This window comes from Priestia sp. YIM B13486 (genome assembly GCF_042787865.1).
Lineage (GTDB): Bacteria > Bacillota > Bacilli > Bacillales > Bacillaceae_H > Priestia > Priestia megaterium.
This window is the reverse complement of the sequence record NZ_JBHZOZ010000010.1, coordinates 124718-149126: the sequence shown is the minus strand read 5'-3', so window position 1 is coordinate 149126 and position 24409 is coordinate 124718. Positions and strand designations below refer to the sequence as shown.

The 24409-nt window shown below is 38.4% G+C and carries 27 protein-coding genes and 1 pseudogene; 27 read left to right on the top strand and 1 reads right to left on the bottom strand.

The features are described from left to right. The first annotated feature begins 430 nt into the window (after positions 1 to 430). Genes ACFX4G_RS22185 through ACFX4G_RS22175 form a run of 3 tightly spaced genes read left to right on the top strand, consistent with a single transcriptional unit; the run spans position 431 to position 3073 of the window. Positions 431 to 1066 carry an HAD hydrolase-like protein gene (locus ACFX4G_RS22185; RefSeq protein ID WP_098602761.1) on the top strand — a complete coding sequence of 212 codons (636 nt, stop codon included), beginning with the start codon at positions 431 to 433 and terminating at the stop codon, positions 1064 to 1066. After that, positions 1063 to 2475: an ATP-binding protein gene (locus ACFX4G_RS22180; protein WP_377577005.1), complete on the top strand. Its 1413-nt coding sequence runs from the start codon at positions 1063 to 1065 to the stop codon at positions 2473 to 2475. Before ACFX4G_RS22185 ends, ACFX4G_RS22180 begins: the two co-directional genes overlap by 4 nt. Then, a complete protein-coding gene (locus tag ACFX4G_RS22175) occupies positions 2444 to 3073 on the top strand; it encodes a response regulator (protein WP_377558990.1) in 630 nt (209 codons plus the stop codon). The genes ACFX4G_RS22180 and ACFX4G_RS22175 overlap by 32 nt, the downstream gene beginning before the upstream one ends. 156 nt (positions 3074 to 3229) lie before the next feature. Here the strand turns inward: ACFX4G_RS22175 and ACFX4G_RS22170 are convergent, their stop codons facing one another. Continuing rightward, entirely contained in the window at positions 3230 to 3664 is a 435-nt protein-coding gene (locus tag ACFX4G_RS22170; protein ID WP_211079594.1) for a helix-turn-helix domain-containing protein, read from the bottom strand. Positions 3665 to 3761: 97 nt separating this feature from the next. On the opposite strand from ACFX4G_RS22170, the gene ACFX4G_RS22165 reads away from it, so the two are divergent. The 24 genes and pseudogenes from ACFX4G_RS22165 to ACFX4G_RS22050 all read left to right on the top strand — a co-directional run bounded on the left by ACFX4G_RS22165 (position 3762) and on the right by ACFX4G_RS22050 (position 24354). Further along, entirely contained in the window at positions 3762 to 4019 is a 258-nt protein-coding gene (locus ACFX4G_RS22165) for a helix-turn-helix transcriptional regulator (protein ID WP_377577002.1), read from the top strand. 31 nt (positions 4020 to 4050) lie between these two features. After that, positions 4051 to 4299 carry a hypothetical protein gene (locus ACFX4G_RS22160; protein WP_274582673.1) on the top strand — a complete coding sequence of 83 codons (249 nt, stop codon included), beginning with the start codon at positions 4051 to 4053 and terminating at the stop codon, positions 4297 to 4299. A 482-nt stretch (positions 4300 to 4781) separates the two neighbouring features. After that, on the top strand, positions 4782 to 5246 hold the full coding sequence (locus ACFX4G_RS22155; RefSeq protein WP_377576999.1) for an ABC transporter permease family protein: 465 nt from the start codon (positions 4782 to 4784) through the stop codon (positions 5244 to 5246). 28 nt (positions 5247 to 5274) lie between these two features. After that, entirely contained in the window at positions 5275 to 5523 is a 249-nt protein-coding gene (locus ACFX4G_RS22150) for a hypothetical protein (RefSeq protein WP_061860170.1), read from the top strand. 21 nt (positions 5524 to 5544) lie between these two features. After that, the gene (locus tag ACFX4G_RS22145; protein WP_055990036.1) at positions 5545 to 5850 is read left to right on the top strand and encodes a hypothetical protein; all 306 of its coding nucleotides are present in this window, start codon (positions 5545 to 5547) and stop codon (positions 5848 to 5850) included. 59 nt (positions 5851 to 5909) lie between these two features. Further along, positions 5910 to 7025: a hypothetical protein gene (locus tag ACFX4G_RS22140; RefSeq protein WP_377576996.1), complete on the top strand. Its 1116-nt coding sequence runs from the start codon at positions 5910 to 5912 to the stop codon at positions 7023 to 7025. A gap of 170 nt (positions 7026 to 7195) precedes the next feature. Beyond that, positions 7196 to 7702 carry a hypothetical protein gene (locus tag ACFX4G_RS22135; protein WP_377558996.1) on the top strand — a complete coding sequence of 169 codons (507 nt, stop codon included), beginning with the start codon at positions 7196 to 7198 and terminating at the stop codon, positions 7700 to 7702. Then, positions 7692 to 10310, top strand: a complete 2619-nt coding sequence (locus ACFX4G_RS22130) for a VirD4-like conjugal transfer protein, CD1115 family (protein WP_377558998.1) — start codon at positions 7692 to 7694, stop codon at positions 10308 to 10310. The genes ACFX4G_RS22135 and ACFX4G_RS22130 overlap by 11 nt, the downstream gene beginning before the upstream one ends. A gap of 25 nt (positions 10311 to 10335) precedes the next feature. Then, entirely contained in the window at positions 10336 to 10542 is a 207-nt protein-coding gene (locus ACFX4G_RS22125; protein WP_029325442.1) for a hypothetical protein, read from the top strand. Positions 10543 to 10565: 23 nt separating this feature from the next. Then, positions 10566 to 13364 carry a pLS20_p028 family conjugation system transmembrane protein gene (locus ACFX4G_RS22120; protein WP_377576993.1) on the top strand — a complete coding sequence of 933 codons (2799 nt, stop codon included), beginning with the start codon at positions 10566 to 10568 and terminating at the stop codon, positions 13362 to 13364. Between the two features lie 40 nt (positions 13365 to 13404). Then, positions 13405 to 13695 (top strand): DUF5592 family protein, encoded by a 291-nt coding sequence (locus ACFX4G_RS22115; protein WP_060746299.1) that lies wholly within the window; start codon positions 13405 to 13407, stop codon positions 13693 to 13695. A gap of 14 nt (positions 13696 to 13709) precedes the next feature. Beyond that, a complete protein-coding gene (locus ACFX4G_RS22110) occupies positions 13710 to 14360 on the top strand; it encodes a hypothetical protein (RefSeq protein ID WP_377576990.1) in 651 nt (216 codons plus the stop codon). A gap of 16 nt (positions 14361 to 14376) precedes the next feature. Continuing rightward, a complete protein-coding gene (locus ACFX4G_RS22105; RefSeq protein WP_268798492.1) occupies positions 14377 to 14505 on the top strand; it encodes a hypothetical protein in 129 nt (42 codons plus the stop codon). Between the two features lie 26 nt (positions 14506 to 14531). After that, positions 14532 to 16466, top strand: coding sequence for a VirB4 family type IV secretion system protein (locus ACFX4G_RS22100; protein WP_377576987.1), 1935 nt, complete (start codon positions 14532 to 14534; stop codon positions 16464 to 16466). 3 nt (positions 16467 to 16469) lie between these two features. Then, the gene (locus ACFX4G_RS22095; RefSeq protein ID WP_377576984.1) at positions 16470 to 17585 is read left to right on the top strand and encodes a bifunctional lytic transglycosylase/C40 family peptidase; all 1116 of its coding nucleotides are present in this window, start codon (positions 16470 to 16472) and stop codon (positions 17583 to 17585) included. A gap of 13 nt (positions 17586 to 17598) precedes the next feature. Next, positions 17599 to 18183, top strand: coding sequence for a MerR family transcriptional regulator (locus ACFX4G_RS22090; RefSeq protein ID WP_377559007.1), 585 nt, complete (start codon positions 17599 to 17601; stop codon positions 18181 to 18183). Positions 18184 to 18193: 10 nt separating this feature from the next. Next, positions 18194 to 19081, top strand: a complete 888-nt coding sequence (locus ACFX4G_RS22085; RefSeq protein WP_377576981.1) for a hypothetical protein — start codon at positions 18194 to 18196, stop codon at positions 19079 to 19081. A 244-nt stretch (positions 19082 to 19325) separates the two neighbouring features. Next, positions 19326 to 19583, top strand: a complete 258-nt coding sequence (locus ACFX4G_RS22080; protein ID WP_155660827.1) for a hypothetical protein — start codon at positions 19326 to 19328, stop codon at positions 19581 to 19583. Beyond that, on the top strand, positions 19580 to 19960 hold the full coding sequence (locus ACFX4G_RS22075) for a hypothetical protein (RefSeq protein ID WP_377576978.1): 381 nt from the start codon (positions 19580 to 19582) through the stop codon (positions 19958 to 19960). Before ACFX4G_RS22080 ends, ACFX4G_RS22075 begins: the two co-directional genes overlap by 4 nt. Then, a complete protein-coding gene (gene mobP2, locus ACFX4G_RS22070; protein ID WP_377576975.1) occupies positions 19957 to 21162 on the top strand; it encodes a MobP2 family relaxase in 1206 nt (401 codons plus the stop codon). The genes ACFX4G_RS22075 and mobP2 overlap by 4 nt, the downstream gene beginning before the upstream one ends. A 1-nt stretch (position 21163) precedes the next feature. After that, positions 21164 to 21604 (top strand): hypothetical protein, encoded by a 441-nt coding sequence (locus ACFX4G_RS22065; protein ID WP_207372123.1) that lies wholly within the window; start codon positions 21164 to 21166, stop codon positions 21602 to 21604. A gap of 43 nt (positions 21605 to 21647) precedes the next feature. Beyond that, positions 21648 to 21923: a hypothetical protein gene (locus ACFX4G_RS22060; RefSeq protein WP_050691675.1), complete on the top strand. Its 276-nt coding sequence runs from the start codon at positions 21648 to 21650 to the stop codon at positions 21921 to 21923. Then, positions 21916 to 23016: pseudogene (locus ACFX4G_RS22055) on the top strand (ArdC-like ssDNA-binding domain-containing protein); the annotation flags it as partial. The gene ACFX4G_RS22060 and the pseudogene ACFX4G_RS22055, both read left to right, overlap by 8 nt. 303 nt (positions 23017 to 23319) lie before the next feature. After that, positions 23320 to 24354, top strand: a complete 1035-nt coding sequence (locus tag ACFX4G_RS22050) for a hypothetical protein (protein WP_377576972.1) — start codon at positions 23320 to 23322, stop codon at positions 24352 to 24354. Positions 24355 to 24409: the final 55 nt, after the last annotated feature.

The following is a 24409-nucleotide window of genomic DNA, read 5'->3' as shown; positions in this document are numbered from 1 at the left end:
AACTTGGCAATCCTCAATTTTAATGTCGCTCTGCATCACGTCCAGGTAATAAAGAGCATGTCGATGGGCAACACAACCTAGTAAACTGTTTTTTTCATTACATTGATGCAGATTCTATTAGAGAGAGAAGGTTGTATAGCTACAATTGGGATATTTTTATTATTAATGAAAATATCTATGGGAATATTCTAAGAAAAATAGGATGTAAATATAGGGAAAATGTATCTTTTTATTGAGAGGAAAATGTAGGTAATAAGAATATTATGTATTTTAATTACAATAAATAGAATTTATACAGGAAATATTTAATTGGGTTAGATGTAAAATAAAGTAATTATGTTCTATTTGAAAGAGGTTAGAACTTTGATAGGATTAAGGAAACGAGTGTTCTATAAAAAGTTAATTAGTTAAATGAATTGGAAGTGTAGAGATGTTTAAAACAATAATTTGTGATTTTGATGGCACTATTGTAGATTCTGGTCAAGTTGTGTTCGATCTCTTTAATGAGTTTGCCGATAAGTATGACTACAAAAAAATCCCTCAAAGTGAAAGCGACCGAATTAGAGCATTGACTGTAAAAGAACGTTTCAAAGAGTATGAGGTGCCCGTATTAAAGGTTCCTATGCTTACTATGGATGTTGTTAAACGATACAAAAAATCAATTCCAACATTAGAAGTGAATCAAGAAATGAAACAGGTACTTAAAAACCTAAAAGAATTAGGAATTAAGCTTGTTATGATTTCAGCTAACTCTAAAGAAAATATCCAAAAGTTTTTGAAATTAAATGACATGGAATACTTTGATGAAATTATTCAGTCAAGTCGCTTTTTTGGAAGACATACAACAATGAACAGTTACATGAAAAAACATAACGTAGCAAAAGATGAAATTATCCTTATTGCGGATGAGCATCGTGATATTGTTGCTGCAAGAAAAAGTGAGATCCCAATAATATCTGTTACTTGGGGGTATGATTTAGAGGAACTTTTATCTAAAAGTAATCCTGATTTCTTAGTTAGAAGTCCATTAGAGATCATGGATATCGTTCGGAATGATACTAAATGATTGCTCTCTTTTTAATTAGTACAATATTTGCGATTATTAGTTATCGTTACGATCCTAAATCACCATCTATAAGATGGGGGGTTCTTGTACTAGTTTGTGCAGCATTTGCAGGACTCTCTAGAGCTACCATAGAGACTTTTCTTCCTACATTAGATAAATTCAATATGGATTTTGCTTTATTAGACTCGCTTTTATATTACCTAAGAATTATAACTGGCTTTATTTCTATTTACTTTTTTCCTTATGCCTTACTCATGTGGGCCATTACTTATAGTGATAAGTTCACTAAAAGAGTTATCCAAATCTGTAAGTATCTTTTACCTATCCCGATTATTTTTATGCTCAAAACAACCGTGTATTCCCCTGATATAATACCGGATTTTCATTCTATGTTATATTGGGCAGTTCCTTATATTATTGCTGCCTGTTTAGTCCATATATACGCTTGGTACACAGAGAGTGATCCCAACAAGAAAAAGCAACGCATTACCACAATTTCTATTTCATTTCCTGTCATGTTATCAGCTTTAATTTTAAATTATATTGTAAGAGCAATAGACAATCATCACCAATATTGGCGCTATATGATTGTTTTTCTCGTATTAGCATTCTTTATTTTTTTATGGAAAGCTCTGAAAAAGGGTGCTGGATCTCTTAATGGAATTAAGCTGCGTTACGAGAGAGAGGCTCATAAAAAGACTAGAGAAGCAATCAATAAAGGAACAGCATTATTAAACCATGCTATAAAGAATCAAATTTATAAAATTAATTCAAGCTTACAAACTATAAACGTAGATGAACTTAATCCATCTTCTCAAAATTCAATTGAAATCATAAATCGTAGTTCTAAACATTTGACAGAGATCATTGAGCGTATGCATAGCAAAACACAGGAGATCGAGATTATAAAAAGTCAGAATGACTTAAATAAGTTAGTAGATGAAAGCCTGGAAGATTTGAAATTAGATTTATACAAGAAGAATATAAAGGTTAAAAAACTCTATTCATCAGAGAAAAACACTGTATATTGTGATCGTACGCAGACCTACGAATTGTTTATAAATATATTGAAAAACTCAATTGAGGCAGTTGACGATGGAGGAGAAATAAAGGTAACTATTTCACCTAAGAACAGTAAAAATATAATGGTTGCTTTTTCTGATAATGGAATGGGTATTCCATCAGAGGATTTGAAATATGTTACTGATCCTTTTTTTAGTACTAAGAAAAAAGGTGACTTAAATTATGGGTTGGGATTAAATCATTGCTTTGAAGTAATGTTTAACACTGGTGGAGACTTGAAAGTTGAAAGTAAGGTTGATGAAGGAACCACAATCAAATTAACTTTTCCAATACATTTAAAAAAGGGTGATGTTTATGAAAAATCCAATTCGAGTAGTACTAATTGAAGACGATCCAGATTGGCTTAACATAATGGAAAACCTAATTGGTAAGGAAGAAGATATGACCCTAGTAGGGTGTGCTCAAACGCAAGAGGAAGGGATCACTCTTTCACACGCTTTAAACAATATAGACATTTTCCTTGTAGATATTAATTTGTCAGGGGTTAATCTTGATGGCATATATACAGCTCTAGAATTGAAACGTGAAAAAACATCAAAGGTAATAATGCTAACGTCTATGTCGGAGGAAGACATTATTCAAAAGGCATTTATGGCAGGAGCATCAGACTATATATTGAAGAAGGATGTACATCGCATACCAGAAATTATCCGTTCTAATTACAACAATGAATCTAGTCCAGTCGAAGCTGTATTAAAAGAATTTCGTCGTTTAAAATCTGAGGAGCAGCTTAAAGATTTAACTAATGCAGAAAGAGAAGTTTTTGAATATATTGAAAAAGGATACTCACGTAAAAAAATTACGCTAGAGACACATAAATCCGACAATACACTGAAAACACATTTTAAAAACATCTTCAAAAAATTATCTGTATCTAATACAAAAGATCTTATAAATAAAGTAAAAACTGGCGGCCTAAAGTGACTTGTTAAATTAACAAGTCACTTTTTTTTGTTTGCAAAAAGGGTGATATTTCGTCACCCCTTGTCTAAAAGAGGGTGAAAAAATATCACCCCTTTTTCAAAATAGGGTGAGGAAAAATCACAGTATGCAAGTTTTCAGAACTTATATATCCTATATTTAGGAGTTACTTTTTATAGATTCTAGAAGGTCTGTGAAAAGCTTTCTTTCCTTTTCTCCCAGTTGTTCAAATGCTTTTATTACGGGAGATAGGTTAGTTAATACAGGTATTATGTCTGTTGTAAGTAAGCTCAAAATGACTTTGATTTCTGATGGTGACAAGTCATTTAGGATGTTAAATAGTTGTTCTTTATTTGGGTTATCTGTTTTAAATTCTTTTGAAATATCATCTGGAAGCACGTCATATAGGGTAACTCCTAATGCCTTACAAATCCTTATTAACGTTTTAATATCAGAAGTTGAATGACCGTTTTCGATCTTGCTTATCGTACCTTGTGAAGTATTAGAAAGTTCGGCTAATGTAGTAGTCGACATAAATATAGACTTTCTAAAGCTTTTAATGTTATTTCCAAGTTCGAGGTTAAATTGATCCATAAATTCATCCACCATTGCAAAATTTTTTAATTTTATTATATCAGAAATAAATAAAGGGTGTTTTTGGTAAAAAATATTAAAAAAAGAATAAAAAGTGTTGACTAAACTATTCGATATAGAATACACTATGTTCAAGGAGGTGCTGGAAATAAAGACCATAAAAGAAAAGAGGTTGGAGAAAAAGTGGAGTCAAACCTATCTAGCTCAACTGTCGGGAGTTCCGCAACCTACTATTTCTCAAATCGAAAATGGGACTCGTCAATATCCAACGTTTGAAAATATGAAGAAGATCGCAGAGGCATTGGATCTTAAGTTAGAAGATATTTTCTTACCAAGTCACAAGGATATGAACTAAGTTTTAGAATACTTAACGAGGGGCGATGAACATGGAAGAACAAAAGCGACTAGCATTCTATGATATATCAGACGCACGGGCGAAAAGTGCCAAAACCTTTGATGGAAAGTTGTATACGTTAAAAGGAGGGGTAGCTGTAGAAAAGGGAACGGGCGATATCAAACGTGTAGCTGATATTTATTATGAAGTACGTTCAGTAATGGATCAGGCTCATACCATCGTCGCCAAGCGAAGAAAGAAAGATGAGGAATTGAAGGAAGTTTTACAAAAGACCTGCTAGTTCTTACATGCAGCATACAAGCGATTTTGAAACGTGCTGAGAGCACGAGAAGTGGTACATTGATAATATTATATTGCGTGCCTCCCCTAAACGGATCACAAGGGGGTTAAGGTATACGATAACAAAAAGGTTCGATGAGTGCGTCCTAAAACTCATCGGTGATCTAGCAACAAAACAGTGACGGTGTATCCATGATCTGTGAAGAGTGGTGGCGTGAGGGTGACTCCGAAGAAGCGACAACACTCCAAACAGTAGATACATGAGGTTCTTCGTACATGCCGAAAACGTTGTGCATTATTGGGCTTAGTGAAAACTATGCATGCCAATATAGGGTTTGCCCTTCCAGCCAGAAACGGGTATATATTTCCTTTCATAACCTTGAAAAGACAGAGATGATCGCTAAGCCTATGGTAAAATATTACTCTCGGTAGGTTTCAGAATCGCTTGTTATGTCTGAATATTAAGAACAAAGGAGAATGGTTATGAAAAACAAAAAATGGTTAATTTCTGCGGTGGCAGGAATCGTTGTGGCTCTTGGAATAGGCACAGCGTTTGTCTCTTCCTACAATTCAAGTGAAGTGAAAGGAAATGGTGAACTAGAAGAATTACATCCTCTAGAAATGAAAAAGTTCATGAAAGAAGATGGTACAGGGTTTATTATGTATTCTTTTGATGATGATACACGAAATGTGTATATGCATGAGGTGAAAAAAGCTTTAAAGGAAAATGATGTAGATGCAAAGGAAATCTATAGTGGTGATCCAAAGTATGATTGGAAAAAAAGTCGTACCTACTATGGCATTGATCAAAGTACTGATAGTCTAGCTATTTATAAAGATGGAGAATTAAAGCAACAGATTAAGCTTGATGAGTATGATCCATCTGAATTAGAGAGTGAATTACCTCATTTCATTGAAACATCAAAAGAACTCTACTTTGAAGAATAAATGTTTTCCCTTGGAAGGTGGTGATAAGATGACTGTTTCGCAAAAAGATGTAAAGAAGTCAAAGGATCTGGTCGAGAAGTTATTGAAAGTCAATGACCAAAAATACAACGATTGGCTTCATCAACAACATCAACAGTTCATTGAAGAAAATCAGGATTTAATTCTTCAAGCATTGAGTGCTTTTACAGGCCAAGGAGAAGAGGAGGAGAAAAGCGAACCAAAGGAAAATGAACAAGTTTCTGTAAAGCCAACAAGTATTCCAGCAATGCAAAATTAACAAATAAGAGGAGTGAAAGACATGTTAGATTTATTGAATAGCGTAGATGTGACGCAGTTAACCTCTCATTTAACACTGGGAGCCGCAGATGGGATGACAGGGCTCATCGAAAGTGGAAAATCGATTATCAAGTGGATGCAACGAATCGCCATGGTAGCCGCAGCACTTGCTTTTTGTGTAGGAGGCTACCATTTAATTTTGGGAGGCGAACGAGGGCGTCATAAATGTATCGCGTGGTTTGTAGGAGGAGCAATTGGTTTGATTGTTGTCATGGGAGCGTATCAGTTAGCCGAAGGGGTTAACACAAATGTTCATTTCGGTGGTTAAGAAAAGCTATACACGAGGGTTGTATAGCTTTTTTCTATGCCCATTTTTAGAAGGAAGGAATGGAAAACATGCTATCTGTCCTATTTATGCAAAACCAAATTGACCAATTGAAGGCATTTCATAAGATGCCGGTTGTAGAAGCATGCGAAGTCACATCACAGATTGAAAAAGAGTACCAAGAGAAACAGAAAAAAGCTAAGGTTGATTTTGTTGTCCTCGACAACGACGGCGTGGAATTTTATCGTGGAGCCTTATCTTTTGGATCAGGTGCTGCTTCTCATGTGGTGGATCATATCTGTAAGACATTAATAGGTGTAAAAATGAACGATCAACAAGAAGCGCGAAAGCGAATTTTTCTGGAAAGACTGAACGAACAGGTACCGGACCATCTGAGGCATTCAGGTGGTCTTTCTACTTCCAGAGAACATCTCCTAACGAACGTTTCATCATCTAATCATCATCGAAAATGGATGTATGGAGGAGGAGTTCTTGCCCTTCTCATCCTTTCAGCTACATGTTTTTCAACAGTGGCTACTTCTCACAATCGAGCTGAAACTATCCAAGATTTACAAAAACAAGTCAAATTCGAGCAACAAATAACTAGTGTTTATGAGGATGCTCTTTTAGGAGAACAGAAAGGGGCTTTAAAAAGGCTTTCATCTATTCCAAAGAAAAACCTAACGAAAGAACAAAAAAACGTCTATACGAGCCTTCTCATTAGTCAAAAAAATTATAAGGAAGCTGTAAAGATTCAAGACCATCATCCACAAACTGTAGAAAATATGATTGCCCAAAAAGAAGATATAGACGCTTTAAAAGCATTTCAGCAATTGTTTCCTACCCCTAATGGTGCATTTGATTTGGCTTATCAAGAACAACGGTGGGAAGAGATGGTGAAGCAACCGGGGGTGGAAATGACCGATAAGAGGTATGAAATGAAGGCTTACGGGTATTTGAAGCTCGATAAAGTGAAGGAGGCAAAAGAAGAAGCAGCTCACATTCAGAATCAAGACTTGAATCAAAAGATTGTTGTGTATGAAAAAGCCAAAAAAGAATTAGAATCAACGAAAAAACAGATGGAGGAGGAAGGTAAGAAAGATCAAAAAGACGAGGAGAAAATTAAATCTCTAGCCGACCAACAAAAGAAACAAGAAGATACCATGAAAAATATATAAGGAAAAGAGGAGGCAACTAGGATGAGAAAATACATGGGCTTCACGGTATCTTTTTTATTGGGAGTGATTATATATATAGCCATCAAGCATCCAGACATCGTACGAGGAGTTGCAACTCCTTTATCATTTGGAGGGTGAATTAATTCCAGTTTAAAGAAAGGATGAAAAGAATGTTCAATCAGAGCACAACAAAGAATCATCGACACTCTTTTGTGGTGGGTGTCGAATATGGACATGAGAATCTCTTTTTAGAATTAGAGTTGGGAACGTTCCATACGACTCCTCTTCATGCCCAACGGATTGCGAACAGTGTAAACAGCATTATTCTTCTGAAAGATCATATGGTAGTTATTTTCAAAAATGCTGATTCAATCACGATTAATGATGATTTTCTCAAACACGCATATAAGTTTAGAGTATGTATAAAGCCTAAGTTACCGCCTCTAGAATTATCAGTACTTACTCATCAAGAGAGAGAGGAGTTTATCCAAAATCAAGCGTATATCGTGACTGAAGAGGATATGAAAGAGGTCAGTTGGGACATCAAGACAGCTTTTCAGTACCTTCAACAAGAGTATGAGGCTAGAGATCAATCGCATTTTTTGTTTGCACCTAGCTCATCGTATGTGATTCCACTGTCAACTCATGTGCAACAGGAGGTACACCATGCAACCTAATAAGTCCATGAAATATATCGTAGCTGAGAAACAAGTACTTATTCCTTTAAGTGCTTGTTTTTTTGTGATTATTCTTCTGGTTTTAAACTTTTTATTCAATACGCTGCGAAGCCTGATTCAAACCACGTTTAGTGACGTATTTGATCCGCAGCCGTTTCATTTGTCACTCTCATTTTTCTGGCAAATTGACACAGGACAGTATGCAGCCATCTACTGCATGATGGCACTTGTTTCCTGCTTACTCACGGCCAAATTGACATATGATGTCCGATCCAACTTCAAAGATTTAAATCAAAACCAAAAAGGATCGGGACGCTTTACAACACGTCGAGAGCTTCAAAAACAATATCGAAAAGTACCCGAGAAAACGGAGCATTATCCAGGCGGAGGTGGTGTACCAATCTCTCGTATCAAAACGCGCAATCTTATTCATAACTGGCACGACTATCAAAAGTTAAAGGGAATGGATAAATTGGTTAAAGCCCATCAACTATTTACAACTCGTAATCACTTATTAATTGACGATACGCCCGTAAATAATCTCATTATCGGGATTACACGATCAGGGAAAGGAGAAACCTTTGTCATTCCAGCCATTGACGTGTATTCAAGGGCTGAAAAACAGCCGTCACTAATCCTCAATGATCCCAAAGCTGAACTGCTCGCAGCGTCCAAAGAAACACTTGAAAAAAGGGGTTATCACATTGAGGTGCTGAACTTGTTAAACCCCTTAGAATCCATGAGCTATAACTTGTTGGAAATGATTAAAGAAACGTATAAAGACGGAGATTATTCAACTGCCCAGGCACTTTGTAACACACTATCCTACACGCTTTACTACAATCCAAATGCGAAAGATCCCTTTTGGCAACAATGTGCGATGAGTCTATGTAATGCCATGATTTTAGCCGTAACAGATAAGTGCATTAAGGAAAAAACAGAAGAAAAGATTACGATGTACACCGTAGCGAACATGTTGTCAGAGCTAGGATCGAAAGAAGTCGTGATTGATAAAAAAGGAAATACACAAAATGCTTTAGATATGTACTTTGATGAGTTACCAACAAATAGCGTCGCGAAAATGCAATATGCGACATCGAACTTCTCGAAAGGTACTACACGAGGCGGGATCTTTACCCAAACAATGAATGGATTGTCTATTTTTACGTTTGACGAAATTGCGAAAATGACGGCTAAAAATAGTGTGGATTTAAAGCGCGTAGGCTTTGGGAAGACCCTGAAAGGAAAAGCTATACCTCTTACGCGTCTAGAGGTTACCTTTCCCGATGGGAAAGTGGAAAGTATTAAAACGGATGCCAAAGGCTTATTTGAACTCAATTTTACAAGTGAGATTAAGCCAAAAGAAAATGAGATCCGTATTGCTGAAAAGGTGAACGACCAGATTGTCACCGATCATAAAAATGAAACGGTTGTGTCGGTCTATAACATAGACCGAAAAAAAGGAACGACCTCTTTTCGTGTAGAGAAGCAACATCCGGACATCCACGTAAGTGAAGTGACGTATTTTACAAAGCCAATTGCGATCTTTATGGTTACACCTGACTATGATTCTAGTAATCATGTGATTGCCTCTATTTTCGTACGTCAACTGTATTATGTATTAGCCAAAAATGCATCACTGGCTAAAGGAAACAAGTGTCATCGTGAAGTGGTGTTTTTAATGGATGAATTTGGAAATATGCCGGCGATTGAAGGAATGGCAAACATTATCACAGTTTGTTTAGGAAGAAATATACGCTTTAATTTAGTGATTCAAGCCTATCCGCAGCTCAAAAATAAATATGGTGAAGATGCAGCCACGATTGAAGGGAACTGCGGAAACACCATTTATATTTTAACGAATAACTATGAAACCGCGCAAGAGATTTCAAAGAAGTTAGGAGACGGGACCATCAATTCTACGTCTCGAAGTGGAAAGACCTTATCAACGGATAAAAATAAGACGGAGGGTGTGGATGCCAAGCCATTATTAACGCCCAATGAGCTGATGGAACTGAAAGAAGGCGAAAGCGTGGTCGTGCGTGTTGTAAAGCGTCAAGACCAATCACGTCGACGTATCAAGGCCCATCCCATTCATAACACAGGAAAAACGGCTCTTAAATATCGATGGGAATATCTTGGAGACGATTTTAACACGGATCGCTCACTGTTAGACATTGACATTGAATCCTTGCATAAGGAAGTGAATCCAAGAGAGCTAGTCATTGAAAACTTCTTCTCCTTCCAAAAACAAGCCAAACAAGAGCCAGAACCAGTGAAAGGAGAGGAGTTAAAAGAAGAAGCATCTGTAGGAGAAAAGGATCAACCTTTTGCCGATGTGAATCGTGAGAACTGGAAAAGCCAAACGGTTGAAGCATTCTTTTCATTGGATGAAGGGGTATGGACGTATATGCAAACCACAGTGGCTCCTTCCTTAGATATTCCACTTGATGTCTTTAAACAACAATCTATGGGTGCTTTTTACGACGCGTTTATGGGATCAGCTTATACGGATCAACTGGATGGACAAGATTATCAGCTCATTGAAGAAACGATCAATAAGATCTTAATAAAGTGTGAACAAGACAGAGAACATGCCAAAAACTAACTTATATTAAAGGAGGAGAAACAGAATGAGAGCTATTTCAAAAGAATTAGAACAGATGTTAGAGGCATATTCGCCTCTTGTACAGGAAGGAAGACAGATCGCCATTGGGTTGTTAGATGGAACGGTCCATCTTGAAAAAGGAAGAAAGGGAGAAGCACCAATTCAAATTCGTGTTTCTCTTCTCGATCAGCGATTAAACATGACAGTAGATGCCTTATTTCAAGGGTTGTAAGGATGTAGAAAGGGGGCAAGAGAATGAAAGATGAAGAGATTCTGAAAAAGCTATATGAATTTGCTGATTACCTTGATAAAGGGAATATTGCTTCGTATCTATTGAGAAAAATAGGGTGGGGCATTATACAAGTACTATCCTTTCTTGTTGATAGTTTAGAAGGAATTACAGACAATGTATTAGGCATTAAGCTCTTTTTCAATTCACCTGCGATTCAAGATTTCATTAAAGAGATTCAGCCGTTTCTCTATATCTTATGGGCATTTTCCTTCCTGTATATCGGTTATATGTTAATCATCCATAAAAAAGTCAATCGAGAACAAATCATGATTAACATTTTTATTTCAATGGCTGTGTTGCTTTTATTAAACACAGGTATGGTAAAAGCTGATAAGTTTACCGATCAAGCCATTGATGCTGTGGATTTAGATGGTGATAGTACTGTCAGTGAAAAGGTTATTAAGCAAAACATAACCGATGTGGCTCAATTTGATGTGAATGAGTGGAAAACACCTAATCTGAAAGAACCTAATAAAGTGCCGCAAAATCGTATTGATCTAATTGACATTACGGAAAAGATTGATGGTGACTTTAAAGTCAATGAAAAAGATAAACTTTCAGAGGAAGGAACGAAGATACTCACACATAAAGCAGCCATTACCCCTGACGGAAAAGAAGGACTCGTAGAGCTTAAAAATGGCTGGTTTGATTTCTTTCCAGAGCTTTACTATCGTTGGCACTGGAACTTTTGGACGATTGCCATTTCTCTTTTTGTCACAGGGATGACGATGTTATTTACATCTATTAAGCTAGCGAAACTTTGTTACGAGTTAGGGTTTAATGCGATTTTAGCACAATTGGTCGCTCCTGCGGATGTAGGAGATGGACAAAAGTTAAAAACTGTTCTACACAACATATTGAATACGTTCCTGGTGATTATTATGATTTTCATTTCGATGAAGGTCTATCTGATAGGGATGACTTATATAGCTGAACACACAGAAGGTGTCACAACGCTTATTCTTCAGATTGCCTTTAGTATTGCAGTTGTAGATGGACCGGTCATGTGTGAGCGTCTTTTCGGAATTGATGCGGGGCTCAAAAGTGGTTGGGGAGCTGTCGCAGGCGGTCTTGCGATGATGAAAGGAATGGAAAGCACCATGAATGGTGCGAAAGGAACGTTCAAAAATGCAACAGATCTTGCAAAAGGGATTGGAGGTCTTGGAAAAGGTGCAGCTGGCAGTGCTCTTCAAGCTGCCGCAGGTCTTGGAGGGCTTGGTAAAGGATTAGTAGGAAGTAAAGGGAATAACGGCCAACAATCCAGTCTACATGAAGAAATGAAAAAAGCCGGAGTCGGAGGAGGAAATGGAAAAGATGCTTCTAAAGGACAACAGGGAGGAGATATGAAGCAAGGAGCCGCAACAGGCAGAGAATCCGGTCAACAAGAAGGTGGACAAAAAGGAAATATTAACTATGCCCACGGAAAGGGAGAGCAACAAGGAAATACAGCCATCGCAGGAAACGGAGGAGCTTCTCTTCACGAGGAAATGGCGGCTTCTGGTTATGATGATAACAGCTCAAGTGAAGGAACATCATCTAGTGTAGAAAACGGAGGAGCTTCTCTTCACGAGGAAATGGCGGCTTCTGGTTATGATGATAACAGCTCAAGTGAAGGAACATCATCTAGTGTAGAAAACGGAGGAGCTTCTCTTCACGGGGAAATGGCGGCTTCTGGTTATGATGACAACAGCTCAAGTGAAGGAACATCATCTAGTGTAGAAAACGGGGGAGCTTCTCTTCACGAGGAAATGGCGGCTTCTGGTTACGATGATAACAGCTCAAGTGAGGGAACATCATCTAGTGTAGAAAACGGGGGAGCTTCTCTTCACGAGGAAATGCAAGCTTCTGGTTATGATGATAACAGCTCAAGTGAGGGAACATCTTCTAGTGTAGAAAACGGGGGAGCTTCTCTTCACGAGGAAATGCAAGCTTCTGGTTATGATGATAACAGCTCAAGTGAGGGAACATCATCTAGTGTAGAAAACGGGGGAGCTTCTCTTCACGAGGAAATGCAAGCTTCTGGTTATGATGATAACAGCTCAAGTGAGGGAACATCTTCTAGTGTAGAAAACGGAGGAGCTTCTCTTCACGAGGAAATGCAAGCTTCTGGTTATGATGATAACAGCTCAAGTGAGGGAACATCTTCTAGTGTAGAAAACGGAGGAGCTTCTCTTCACGAGGAAATGCAGACTTCTGGAAATAGTGGAAGCCCAAGTGAAGGCAACTCTTCTATAGGAAGTGTAAGTACACCTGTTCAAGAGGAGATCCAAACTTCCGGTTATAGTGAAAGTCCAAGTGAAAGCAGTTCTTCTATAGGAAGCGTAAGTACGCCTGTTCAAGAGGAGATCCAAACTTCCGGTTATGGTGGAAGCCCAAGTGAAAACAGCTCTTCTATAGGAAGTACAAAGGTTCCTTCATCAATAAATGAACCTTCTATTACGATGCCGAGAGACATGGATCAGGCACAAAGACAAGTGGCAACTACCCAAGAACCCCGTCAGGTAAAAGAAACCATCAAGCAAGATCAGGTTCCTGCTTCCACAAGTGATATTCCAATGCCACATCAAAACCGGACAGAAACGCGGAATATCGCCCATGTCGTGCGTGATAATGTTAAAGGGAAAATAGGAAACGTTAAGAACCGAATTGAAAGCTCACCAACGCTTCATAAGACAAAGCGCTCGTATCAAATCGGGCGTAATACGGGGCAAGATTTACGTAAACTTGTGTCTAAGAAACAAAAGAAATTAGATGAGAAGTAACGGGCGTTACTTCTCTTTTTTATGGAAAGGAGATTCCTAGATGGCAAACTATACAATTCCCAAAGAGATTTCAACGGAATTGAAGATTAATAAATCGCTTTATTTATTTGATTTGTTGTTTATCATCGGCTTACTACTTTTCACGATGATGTTACGCTATTTTATTCATCCGATGCTCCATATTCCGTTTTACGTGTTTATGGGCATATTTGGTCTGATTATGATTCTTCGACCCGTAACCAATCCTCAAAAACGGATGTATGAAATCTTATTACTCACGATGGTACGCAAGAAAAGCACCTATTGCGCCATTGATCGGGATTATGAATAAAGGAGGGTTACCACATGGCAATATTTGATGAAAAGGAGATCCAAAAACAAGCAGCACGTTCCTCAAAAAAGCTTTTTCCTTTTAGCCGTGAAGGGTCAAAAGGAGAAATAAAAAAGAAAAAGAAAAAGAAAAAACCGCCAGAAATTAAAAAGAGTGTAACGGATATTATTCCAATTATCGATCAAACCAAGAATGGCCTGTTTGAACTGAAAGAAGAAGGAGGCTATTTTGATATCTGGCAAATTCAAAGTACCGATGTAAACTCATTAAATGAGGAAGATGCGAATCGTCACATTTATATGCTAGCCAAAGGCTATCAAGGGGATGAGAAGTCGCTCAAAGTGGTGTCCTTGAATTTACCTGTATCCACTCAAAAACAACAACAGTTTTTACAAAAGAAAATCCAACAATCAGAGGATGCCTTATTCCTACGGTTCCTACAGAAAAAATTAAAGGAACTGCAATACTTAGAGTGGGGGCGCACCAATCGTGAATACTTCCTCTTTCTCTATGGGGACAAGGAAACGGATGTCATCGCCCGTCATGCTCAATTCATGCGTGATGTTCAATCCATTCTGCCTTTATCAACGGTGTCACAAGAAAAGAAAATTGATTTACTTTATAAACTTTATAATCAAAATGCCAAGCTCGGCAATAAACAATAGAGAAGGAGAATGCTTAATGAATAAAAAAATAGAGGGCTTCACTCATATGCTGCAGCAAGTAGGAGGAACGAAAGTAGTGATAGAGGTCGAAAAGGGAAACGTGAATCCTTTTCACCTTGTTCATGAACCCATAGAGAAACGATAAAATCAAGAAGAGAGGATGAAACCAAGATGATATCTATTCCATTTCGTAAAAAAGAGAAAACACCTGAACAAGAAAAACAAAAGAAAGGCTATAACCCACGCTTAATTGCCCAAATTCAGCCGCAAGGAGGCCTAAGCTTCAAAGAAAATCTGACGCGCAATGGTGACGGGTATACCACATGCGTTCATGTATACGGCTACCCAACCAACGTGAATAACTTCTGGTTAGCCCCGATTATGAATATGCCGAATGCGATTACGACCCTTGATGTGATCAGTGACAACCGTAAAGAAGTCGTGGCAGCCATTAGTAAAAATATGAGTGAGCAAAACGCCCGTCATATTAATGCAAAAGAAAACATTGATCGAATGGATGCCCAGGAACAATATTTAGACATGAAAGACTTGTACCGACATGTGGTGAATGGCGAAGTCATTAAACGTGTTCATCTTCGCATTTACCTTGCAGCTAAAACGATTCCTGACTTGGAACAACACGTGAAAGAAGTCATTCATCACCTTGAAACCCATAACTTCCGAGGATCCATTTTCTTAAATGAACAAGAGTATGAATGGGAGTCGATGGTCACGCCTTTTCATATTCAAAAGAAATACCCCAATAGACGAAAAGGAAAGGAAATCCCCGCACTTGCGTTAGCCGGAGGGTTTCCTTTTCATTTTATGAAGCTAGATGATCCTTACGGGACCTATCAAGGTACAACTGGCACAGGCGGCAGCGTCATTTTTGATTTGTTTCATAAAGATGAACAGCGAAAAAGTTACAATGCGGTCATGATTGGGCGCATGGGGGCTGGGAAATCGACCTTCCTCAAAAAAGTCACGATGGATAACGCGATCAAAGGCTATAAGATCCGTGGACTAGACATCGTTGGAGAGTTTAAAGACCTTGTGCAGCAACTGGGAGGAAAGCAAGTTTCCCTTGATGGATCGGAAGGGCAAATTAATCCCCTACAAGTCTATAAAACGGATGAAAAAGAGACGTTAAGCTTTACGCATCACTTGTCTAAACTGACCATTTTCTACCGTTTTATTGCGCCCGAAGCAACAGATGCAGAACTCAAAGAATATGAAAACCTTCTGCGAAAGTTTTATATTGAAAGGGAATTATGGGAGGAAGAAAAAGGCGATGACAATGTTATTACAAGTCTCCGCCCTGAGGAATATCCGACGTTTAGTGATTTTTTAACGTATATTCGTCAAGAACTCTATGCAGATTGTGAAGAGAAAGTACATCATGCTCATTTAGGAGAAGGACGTAAAGAGCGATTAGAACTAATGGAGCTACACATCACAAACTTAGTTGAAACCTATGCTCAATTGTTTGATGGCATTTCAACGATTGATAATTTTGCGGAAGAACAAATCGTCTTCTTTTCATTGCGTCACTTATCAAGTCTAAAATCCGAAATCTTCCAAGCACAGCTGTTTAATGTAATGAACATGTTGTGGGATAACATGCTTCAACAAGGAGCGCCTCAAATGGAAGCTTACGGGCGAGGTGAACTTCCCTTTGAAGATGCCATTCGTTATCTCATCGTCATTGACGAGGCGCATCATATAATTAACACGCGGAAAGGGAATGAACATGCCCTACAATTTCTAGGGAAATTCAGCCGAGAAGCCCGAAAGTACTTTGGCGGATTAATCTTTGCGAGTCACTCAATCCGTGACTTTGTGCCAGAGGGTTCGGATCAAACAGCCGTCGAGGAAATCAAAAAACTATTTGAATTTACGCAGTATAAATTTATCATGCAACAAGACCGAAACAGCATTGAAACGATTCAACGTGTCTTTGGAACCGGGATTACATCCAGTGAACTAGAAGAGATCCCGAAGCTTGCCACAGGGGATGTCATTTTATCCATTGATGCCGTAAAAAACATTCCTTTCCATATCGAAGTAGATGAAGAAGAGAAAGCTCTATACGGAGGAGGTGCGTAAGTCTTGCATGTCGTTTTGCATCTCATTCCTAAAAAATATTTGATTGGAGGCGCGTTGATCCTGTTAGGATTATCGGGCCTCTTACTCATGGGAACCTTTGTCGCCATAACGGGCGGATTTGAAAGCGAGAATGAACAAGGAGAGGTAACAGAAATTGAAGGTGGAGGCATTGGCGTAGGGACGGCTAATGTATCACCAGAAGTCATGAGATATCAACCTTTGCTTGAAAAGTACGCCCAAAAGCATGGGTTAGATATTTCGTATGTGCCAATTATGATGGCACTGATGATGCAAGAAAGTGGCGGACGCGGAAGCGATCCGATGCAAAGTTCTGAGTCCTATTGTGACGGTAAGGTTGGCTGTATTAAGAGCCCGGAATTATCGATTGATAAAGGGGTTTTACACTTCAAAAGTGTACTAGAAAAAGCGAAGTATGATTTGAAATTATGTCTACAGAGTTATAATTTTGGCGGTGGATTTATCAATTATGTCATGAAAAATGGAGGAAAGTACACCCCAGAGTTAGCGATTTCCTTTTCGCAAATGCAATATCAACGAGTTAAACATACCGGAAATTATCACTGTGTACGTCCTGAAATGATACCCTACGGGGCATGTTACGGCGACGCATTGTACGTTTCTGCGGTATTGAAATATTACACAGGAACCATTGCAACTGATGGAAAACCTACGACCCCTTCGGGTGGTGGAAGTGGAAGTAAATCCGGTGTGAAAGTTATTGAAGCAGGAGAAACCCTAATAGGAAAAACACGTTACGTATTCGGTGGGGGACGATCTCAATCTGATATTAACGCAGGACGTTTTGATTGTTCAAGTTTTGTGAGATGGGCGTTTGAACAGGTAGGTGTGAATGTCGGTCCACTGTCTGGTGTCACAACCGATACCCTTAAAACGCTGGGGCAAGCGATCAATCCAAAAGACATGAAGCCCGGTGATGTGGTGTTCTTTGATACGTATAAGATAGACGGCCATGTGGGTATCTACGTCGGTGATAATAAGTTCTTAGGTTGCCAAGGAAAAACGGGTGTAGCTATTGCAAGTATGGAGAAAGGCACCTACTTTGGTGACAAATTTAACGGACGTGTAAAACGATTTTAAAGGAGAATGTAGGATGAAAAACAAAGCTGGTGTCATATTATTTGGAGCGCTTGCCCTTGCGATTGCAGGCGTGACCATTTGGAATATCTACCTCAATCAGAATATCTCTCAAGCGACAGCTTCGAAACAACTTCAAGTCACAAATGACACATTAAAACAGGAAAATAATGAATTGAAAAAGCAATTGAATGAGGTGCTTCCTTCTGCGCAAGAACAACAAAAGCGAGCGTACCTAGATACAGTCAAACAGTTTATTGATGTGTCCTACCATCGTGAAAAAGAAGGATTTGAGATGCGAAAAAAGATTGCAAAAGCGATTATGGACAAAGAACTTTATGCGCAATTTTATCCAACAGAAACCTTTGATTATGGCAATACGTATAGCTCCAACCCAAGTGACCTTCATCTTTATGTTCAACAGTTTGATGGGGGGCACGATGAGGTGAAAGTGATCGCAGAGTTTACCAATCATCTGGTTATCAAAGAGGAAAATGTAGACGATCAAACACATGACATCATTCAGGTTTTATTACGAAAAGAAGAAAAGAAATGGATTGTTTATAGTGTCGAAGAATTAAAAACAGAGATCTTGAAATGAGGTGAACACATTGACAATTAAAAAGAAACTAGACGATTACCGGTTTAATTTACGGAGAAAACAGTCATGGAAATACACAGCCATTTTAGCCTTTTTCTTTCTTGGTTTTTTGTCTCTCTTAACGTCAAATTTTTATATTCATACGGACGACAAGCTCTATCATACGAAAACGTTTGAGCCGATTTCGACGACAGGAACGGGAAACATTACACTTGAAGAACGTGTCTATTATCCAACAGCTCATGCTTTGGATATGGTGGTGAAAATCGATCAAGGAGAGGACGAAAACCTCTCCTTTTCGGCGATGGAAAAAGCAAACCCAGACGTGAAATTACCTGTGAAAGTCGTTTATGAAGATGAAGGATATTACGTAGTAAGAGTAAATAATTTATCGCCTCACTGGGAAGCACTTGCCTTTGATTTGTATCAAGAAGAGGAAGAGAATGAAACGGTGAACGTGGAGGATATGACGAGCCACTATTCAACAGATACAGCTGAAAAAGAAGACAGTCAATCATTCCTTACAACCCTTTATTCTGATCAGACAAAGACAAAACAAGGGAAAGGAAAGAGCCTTCAACAGAAGCAAGACTATTCCCTTTTAGTGAATGGGTTGGAGAAAAAAACAGTCAAAAAGAAAATGCAAAACTATGAAAAAGCCATCGCTCTGGAAGCGAAACAAAAACGTCAAACGCAACAGGAAATGAATGAGTTACAACGTGATATGAAGTACCAAGTTGATGAGGAGAAAGCCGATACAGAATCAAAAATTGCGATGAAAAAAGATGCAATTCAATCGAGTGATGAAAGCATTCAGCTCTATGAAGGTGAGCAAAAAAGTTTACAAGAAAAGCTGAAAAAGTTGAACGAAAAAGAACAGGATTTGGTCATGAAGTGAAAAAACGAAGGGGACTCAAAAGGGACTAGGGTCAATAAATGGAATTAAAAGGTAAAAATTTAACCTGAAAAACAGGGTTTAAGGGTGAAAAGGGGACTCAAAAGGGACGTGAAGAGCTTTTCTTTGACCCCATCGTTTTGCTAGGCTTTGCCTAGCCCCCCACCCATTGTGGGGGCAAAAACCCCTTATGCTCTTTCTTTCTTTTAGGGGGGAGAGCACTACTACAAAAGAGAGGGAAGATAAAATGGAAATTAAAATACGAAATGTAGATCCTATTGCGGTTAAAAAAATAGATGAACTTGCCAAGAAAAAGAAGATGTCTCGTCAAGAATTTTTAAAAGGTCAGCTTGAAACACTCACGTTATTTCAAGCAAAAACCGACAGAGAAATAGAGTTAGAGAATCTCGTTCGTTTTAACATTCAAACGGTAGAAAAATGCACAGAAGTCATGGAAACAATGAATCAATTTATCAAGGAATTAATGGAGGAGGATGAAGTGTGATGAAACAAAGGAAAATGGTTTCTTTTGATCAGAAAACAGATGGATACCTTCAACAGTATATGAAAGAACAACATGTTCGTTTTCCCGGTGATGCGATTGCTCGCATATGTCTAGAGCATCAAATACTTAAAGAGGAAAAACAAGAAAAACAAAAACAGGTCTCAACCGTACCACCTGTAGAAGAAATTGTTGAGGTCATCTCTCAAAGAATAAATCGATTGATGGAAACAGAGCGCCTCTTTCTACGAAATGAATGGTTTTGTATGGAAGGAAGTATGAAGCGATCCATGGTGCAAGTCTTTGAACAAGTGGAAGAAAAACAAGCTGCCAAACGAGGAGAATTGGTCGCAGCTTTTTTAGAAAGGTATAACAAATGACAGTTGCTTCTCTTACACCAGGTGTCGTGCTTAAAACGAAATTCATCACAGCTAATCAAAAAGCGTTTCAAGAATATGTGGAGTATGTTGATCGTGAAGAAGCTCAAAAAGAGGAGAGTCATGAGCAACGTTTTTCTCATTATCATGATTATATGGATAACCCTGAAAAGACCTCTGCGTTGTTTACTAAACAATCTGATCAGTTAAATAAAGAGGAGAAGCAACATTTGAAGTTCTTGTTTGAGACCGCACAAAAAAATCAGAGTATAATGTGGCAAGATGTCATCACCTTTCATAATCCGTGGCTCGAAGAAAACGGGCTATATGATGCACGTACTCATACAGTCAATGAACAAAAGTTAATGCATGTGACCCGTCAATCAATGGAGGAAATGCTTAAAAGGGAAAAGTTAGATCAGTCGGCTGTTTGGTCGGCTGCTATTCATTATAATACCCAAAACATCCATATTCATATTGCCACCGTAGAGCCAGATCCTACACGCAAACGAGGAAAACGAAAACCTCAAACATTAGATGCAATGAAGTCTAAAGTAGTGAATCAAATCCTAGAGAGGGGCGATCATCAAAAAGAAATTAATGAGTTAATTCGTGCGCACATTGTAGATAGAAAGAAACAAGATTCCTCGATGACATGGAAAAACCGTCACATGAAACCTTTGTTTCTACAAATTTATAATCATCTACCGGTTGATAAAAGACAATGGCATTATGGATATCAAACAGTAAAGCCTCTTAAACCTTTAATCAATACGTTAAGTCAACACTATATTGAAAAACATCATCAAAAAGAGTACCAACAGCTACTTGAAAAACTAGATGAAGAGGTCAAAGAATTAAAGAAAGCTTATGGGGAAGGAACAAACGATCAAAAGCGATATAAAGATTATAAGCAGAATAAAATTGATGAGTTATATCAGCGAATGGGCAATGCTTTTTTACAAGAAATGAAGGCTTATGATAAAAAGCAGCAGCGTGCTCAACGTCTTATCGAGCATGTGAAAACATCCAAACGTCCGAAAGGATTTCAGCAGCATGTGTCGATGCATGCATCCTTAAAAAGAATGGAACGAGCGTTTAAAAGTGAATATGAAAGTTGGAAAAATCAGCAGCATTATGAACGAATGCAGCGTGAATCACAACGTAACGGGCAACAACATTATGAGGATGAAAGGAGTTATTAAGATGACGAAACAACGTATGAAACTATCATTAACAGAAGAAGCAAAACACTATATTCAAACGTATATGGAAGAGCATGATATTGGGTTTACAGGCGATGCCATCTCTCAAATTTGTCAGGAACACAAGGAACAAAAAGCGCAAGAGTGGTCATTAAAGTATATTAGTGAAGTTGTAAGTCATAACCTGCATGATGTATTAAAAGAGGAGCTTAAGAAGATTCGCCTTGGCACAAATGCGACAGATAAAAATACGCAGATTTTAATTGAGTATATGAATGGATTGTTTGCTTTTCACGGCTTTAAAGGGCTTATTACTACTGGAATGCGAGAAATGGATAGTACGAGAATTGCACGAGAGACGGTAGAGGAACGTATTGCTCATCAGCGACAAAAACGGATTGATTGGGAAGAATCGAGAGGGAAATCAACTTCTACTCAATAATGTTACATTCATTAGTATTTTAAAAATAGAGGAGGAAAAAGAGATGTTATTTCAAAAAGATGTGGTGTTGGTATCGATTAAATGGATTGGCGAAAGGAGTGCCATTGTACGGTATCGTGATCAAGAAGAGGAAGTGTTTTTTACACCAGAAGAAGCGAAAGAGTTTCATCAATATATTAGTCAGGGAGGTGATATGTTGGTCCCGATGAATATCAAAACGAAGAAGCTCTTTGTCGAAGTAGATGAACCTTGGGATGAACAAGAATTAGAGGAGTTAAAAGAAATCTCGTATCAAAAGGAGAACGAGAACCATGAGTAAAGGATATGTGAAAAAATTAGCCGAAGAGAAGCGAAAAGAAATAGAAGCACTCACCAAGGATATGGACAAACGTGTCGAACAGCATTTTCATTCACCAGAAGACTTAAAAGAGTATCTCTCTTTCATGGGCAAGTTCCATCAGTATTCTTTATCAAACACTCAACTGATTCAGCAACAATTCATGGGGGCGCAAGCTGTTGGATCATTTGCTTTCTGGAAAGAAAAAGGATTCTCTGTCAATAAAGGAGAGAAAGGAATTCAAATTCTGGTCCCAAACAAAACTGTTCCTAAGTTTCAAGATGAAAAAGGAAAATGGAAATCAATTAATAAGGCAACTCCTCAAGAAAAGAAATTAATCCAAGAAGGGAAAAAAGATGTCACACCGAGCCGATTGTATTTTTCAGTCGGCCATGTTTTTGATGTGGTCCAGACGAACGTAAAAGCGAGTGATTTACCTTCCATCTTCCCGAATCGTTGGCTAGAAGGAAACGTGGAAGATTACAAAACACTTTATAAAGGGATGGAAGCTATCGCAGAAAAGAACGGCATTGCCATTATTTCACCCAAAGAGGAATTAGGGAGCGCCAAGGGTGCGAGCTATACGCTAACAAAAGAAGTAGCCCTCAACCCTCGAAACTCTGAAAAACAAAATGTAAAGAGCCTGTTGCACGAATTGGCCCATGCCAAGCTTCATACAAAAGAAACACATATGAACTATACGGCGGCAGAAAAAGAGTTTCAAGCTGAAATGACAGCTTATACCGTTTCGTCTTACTTTGGAATCGACACGAGCTCGTACTCCCTCGATTATCTGTCGAACTGGACGAAGGGGAAAACCTTTGAAGATAAAACTAACCTGTTAAAAGAAGTACATGAAACATCAGCTGAGTTTATTGGAACAATTGAAGATACCTTAGTGAAAGAAAGAGAAAAAAATCGGTCTCTTGAAAGAGAGGCAGATGACCAAGAACCTCTTTCTCCTCAAAATGTGTATAAAAAATTGAAGGAAGGATATGAGGCTTATAGAGAAAAACAGCAGAATGAATCTTTGGATGACGTAAAGAGTGTGTTCGAACGCGTAAGAGCCGAGGAAACCTATTATTCAACCCAGGTCAAAGCCATTAAAAATGGGTGGATGACGAAAGAAGAAGTGATAAAGCTTGAGCATCAACTGGATTCTGTGACGAAGAAAAATGAACAGGGAGTCATAGATGGTCAAATTCAAGAACAGCCTCTTACTTTTCAAACACGTCATGAAGTAGGGCATCAGCCGTATTTTCAAAAGCGAACAGGTACCGTCAAAAAGAAAAAAGAAGAACAAGAACTCGAAAGGTAAGGGAGCATAAAAAGCTCTCTTTTTTTATGCCTAACTACTATTTAAATGGGGGAAGTAATGATGAAAAAAGTGACATCTCTTTCAAATGACAAATTTAACACCCTTATTGCGGATAAACGAGCCTTAAAAACGTTCATGAAATATCCACAGAATGAAAAAATTGAGGCAGGATGGGCAAATATCAGTGGTGAACAGCTGCTAGAGATTCCTTCTGGAGTCATCTACCTCACGCAGTCCGCATTAGGCGAAAGAAAACCGCAGGTTTTATTGGTATCGACAGACGAAAACGGACAAAAACAAGCGTATGAAAGTGACACAACACTTGAGTTTTTAAAGAGTCATGATGTCAGTCCTGTGTTGCCACAAGATCGAGACCAACAGCTACAAGTGAGTTATCGAAAGTTGTTAGAAGCACACGACCAAGAACAGCCTCAACAGGTAGATAGTATGTTGGCCCGTGTGAATGCCGAAAAAGACTATGTACAGTTAAAAGGGCTGGCGTTGAAAGAAGGCACGTTTACAAGAGAACAAGTGGATGCGATGGAGTCTCGTGTATCCGTTCATTACTACGATCAAAAACAAGCGAAGGAACAAGGAGACTACCAGGAGGATTACAAACAAGAGCTTCTTCAAGAATTGGAAAAGCCACGTGATGAATCACAGTATAAAGCAGCCTATAAACAACAGTTGCTTTCACGGTTAGGGATCACACAAGAAAAAACAATGGACAAAGAACCCCCCAAGCAAGATGAGCAGGAAAAACAAGCAGCTGTTCCACCACAAGCGAAAGAAGAAACACCCCAGGAGAAAGAGCAGCGTTTGGCCAAGATGAGGGAATTTGAACAAAAACATTCGTTTGATAAGGTTTATAAGTTAAAAAAAGAAGTGCTGAAGGAATTAAAAGGGTTAGATTTGTCGGATTCGCAACGTGAAACGTTAACCAAATTGGAAAAAGCCCTAGATACGGAGAAAAAGGATCATGACCAACAGAAAAAAGAAGAGAAATCACAAAATGGCTTTGTGAAATTTTTTGCACGGAAGAATGGAGCACATTCTAAGACAAAACAACAAGATTCACATGAAGTAGAACGTTAAAAAAAGCAAAAGATGGAATAACTAGAGAGGGATGAATCCCTCTCTTTTTTCATAG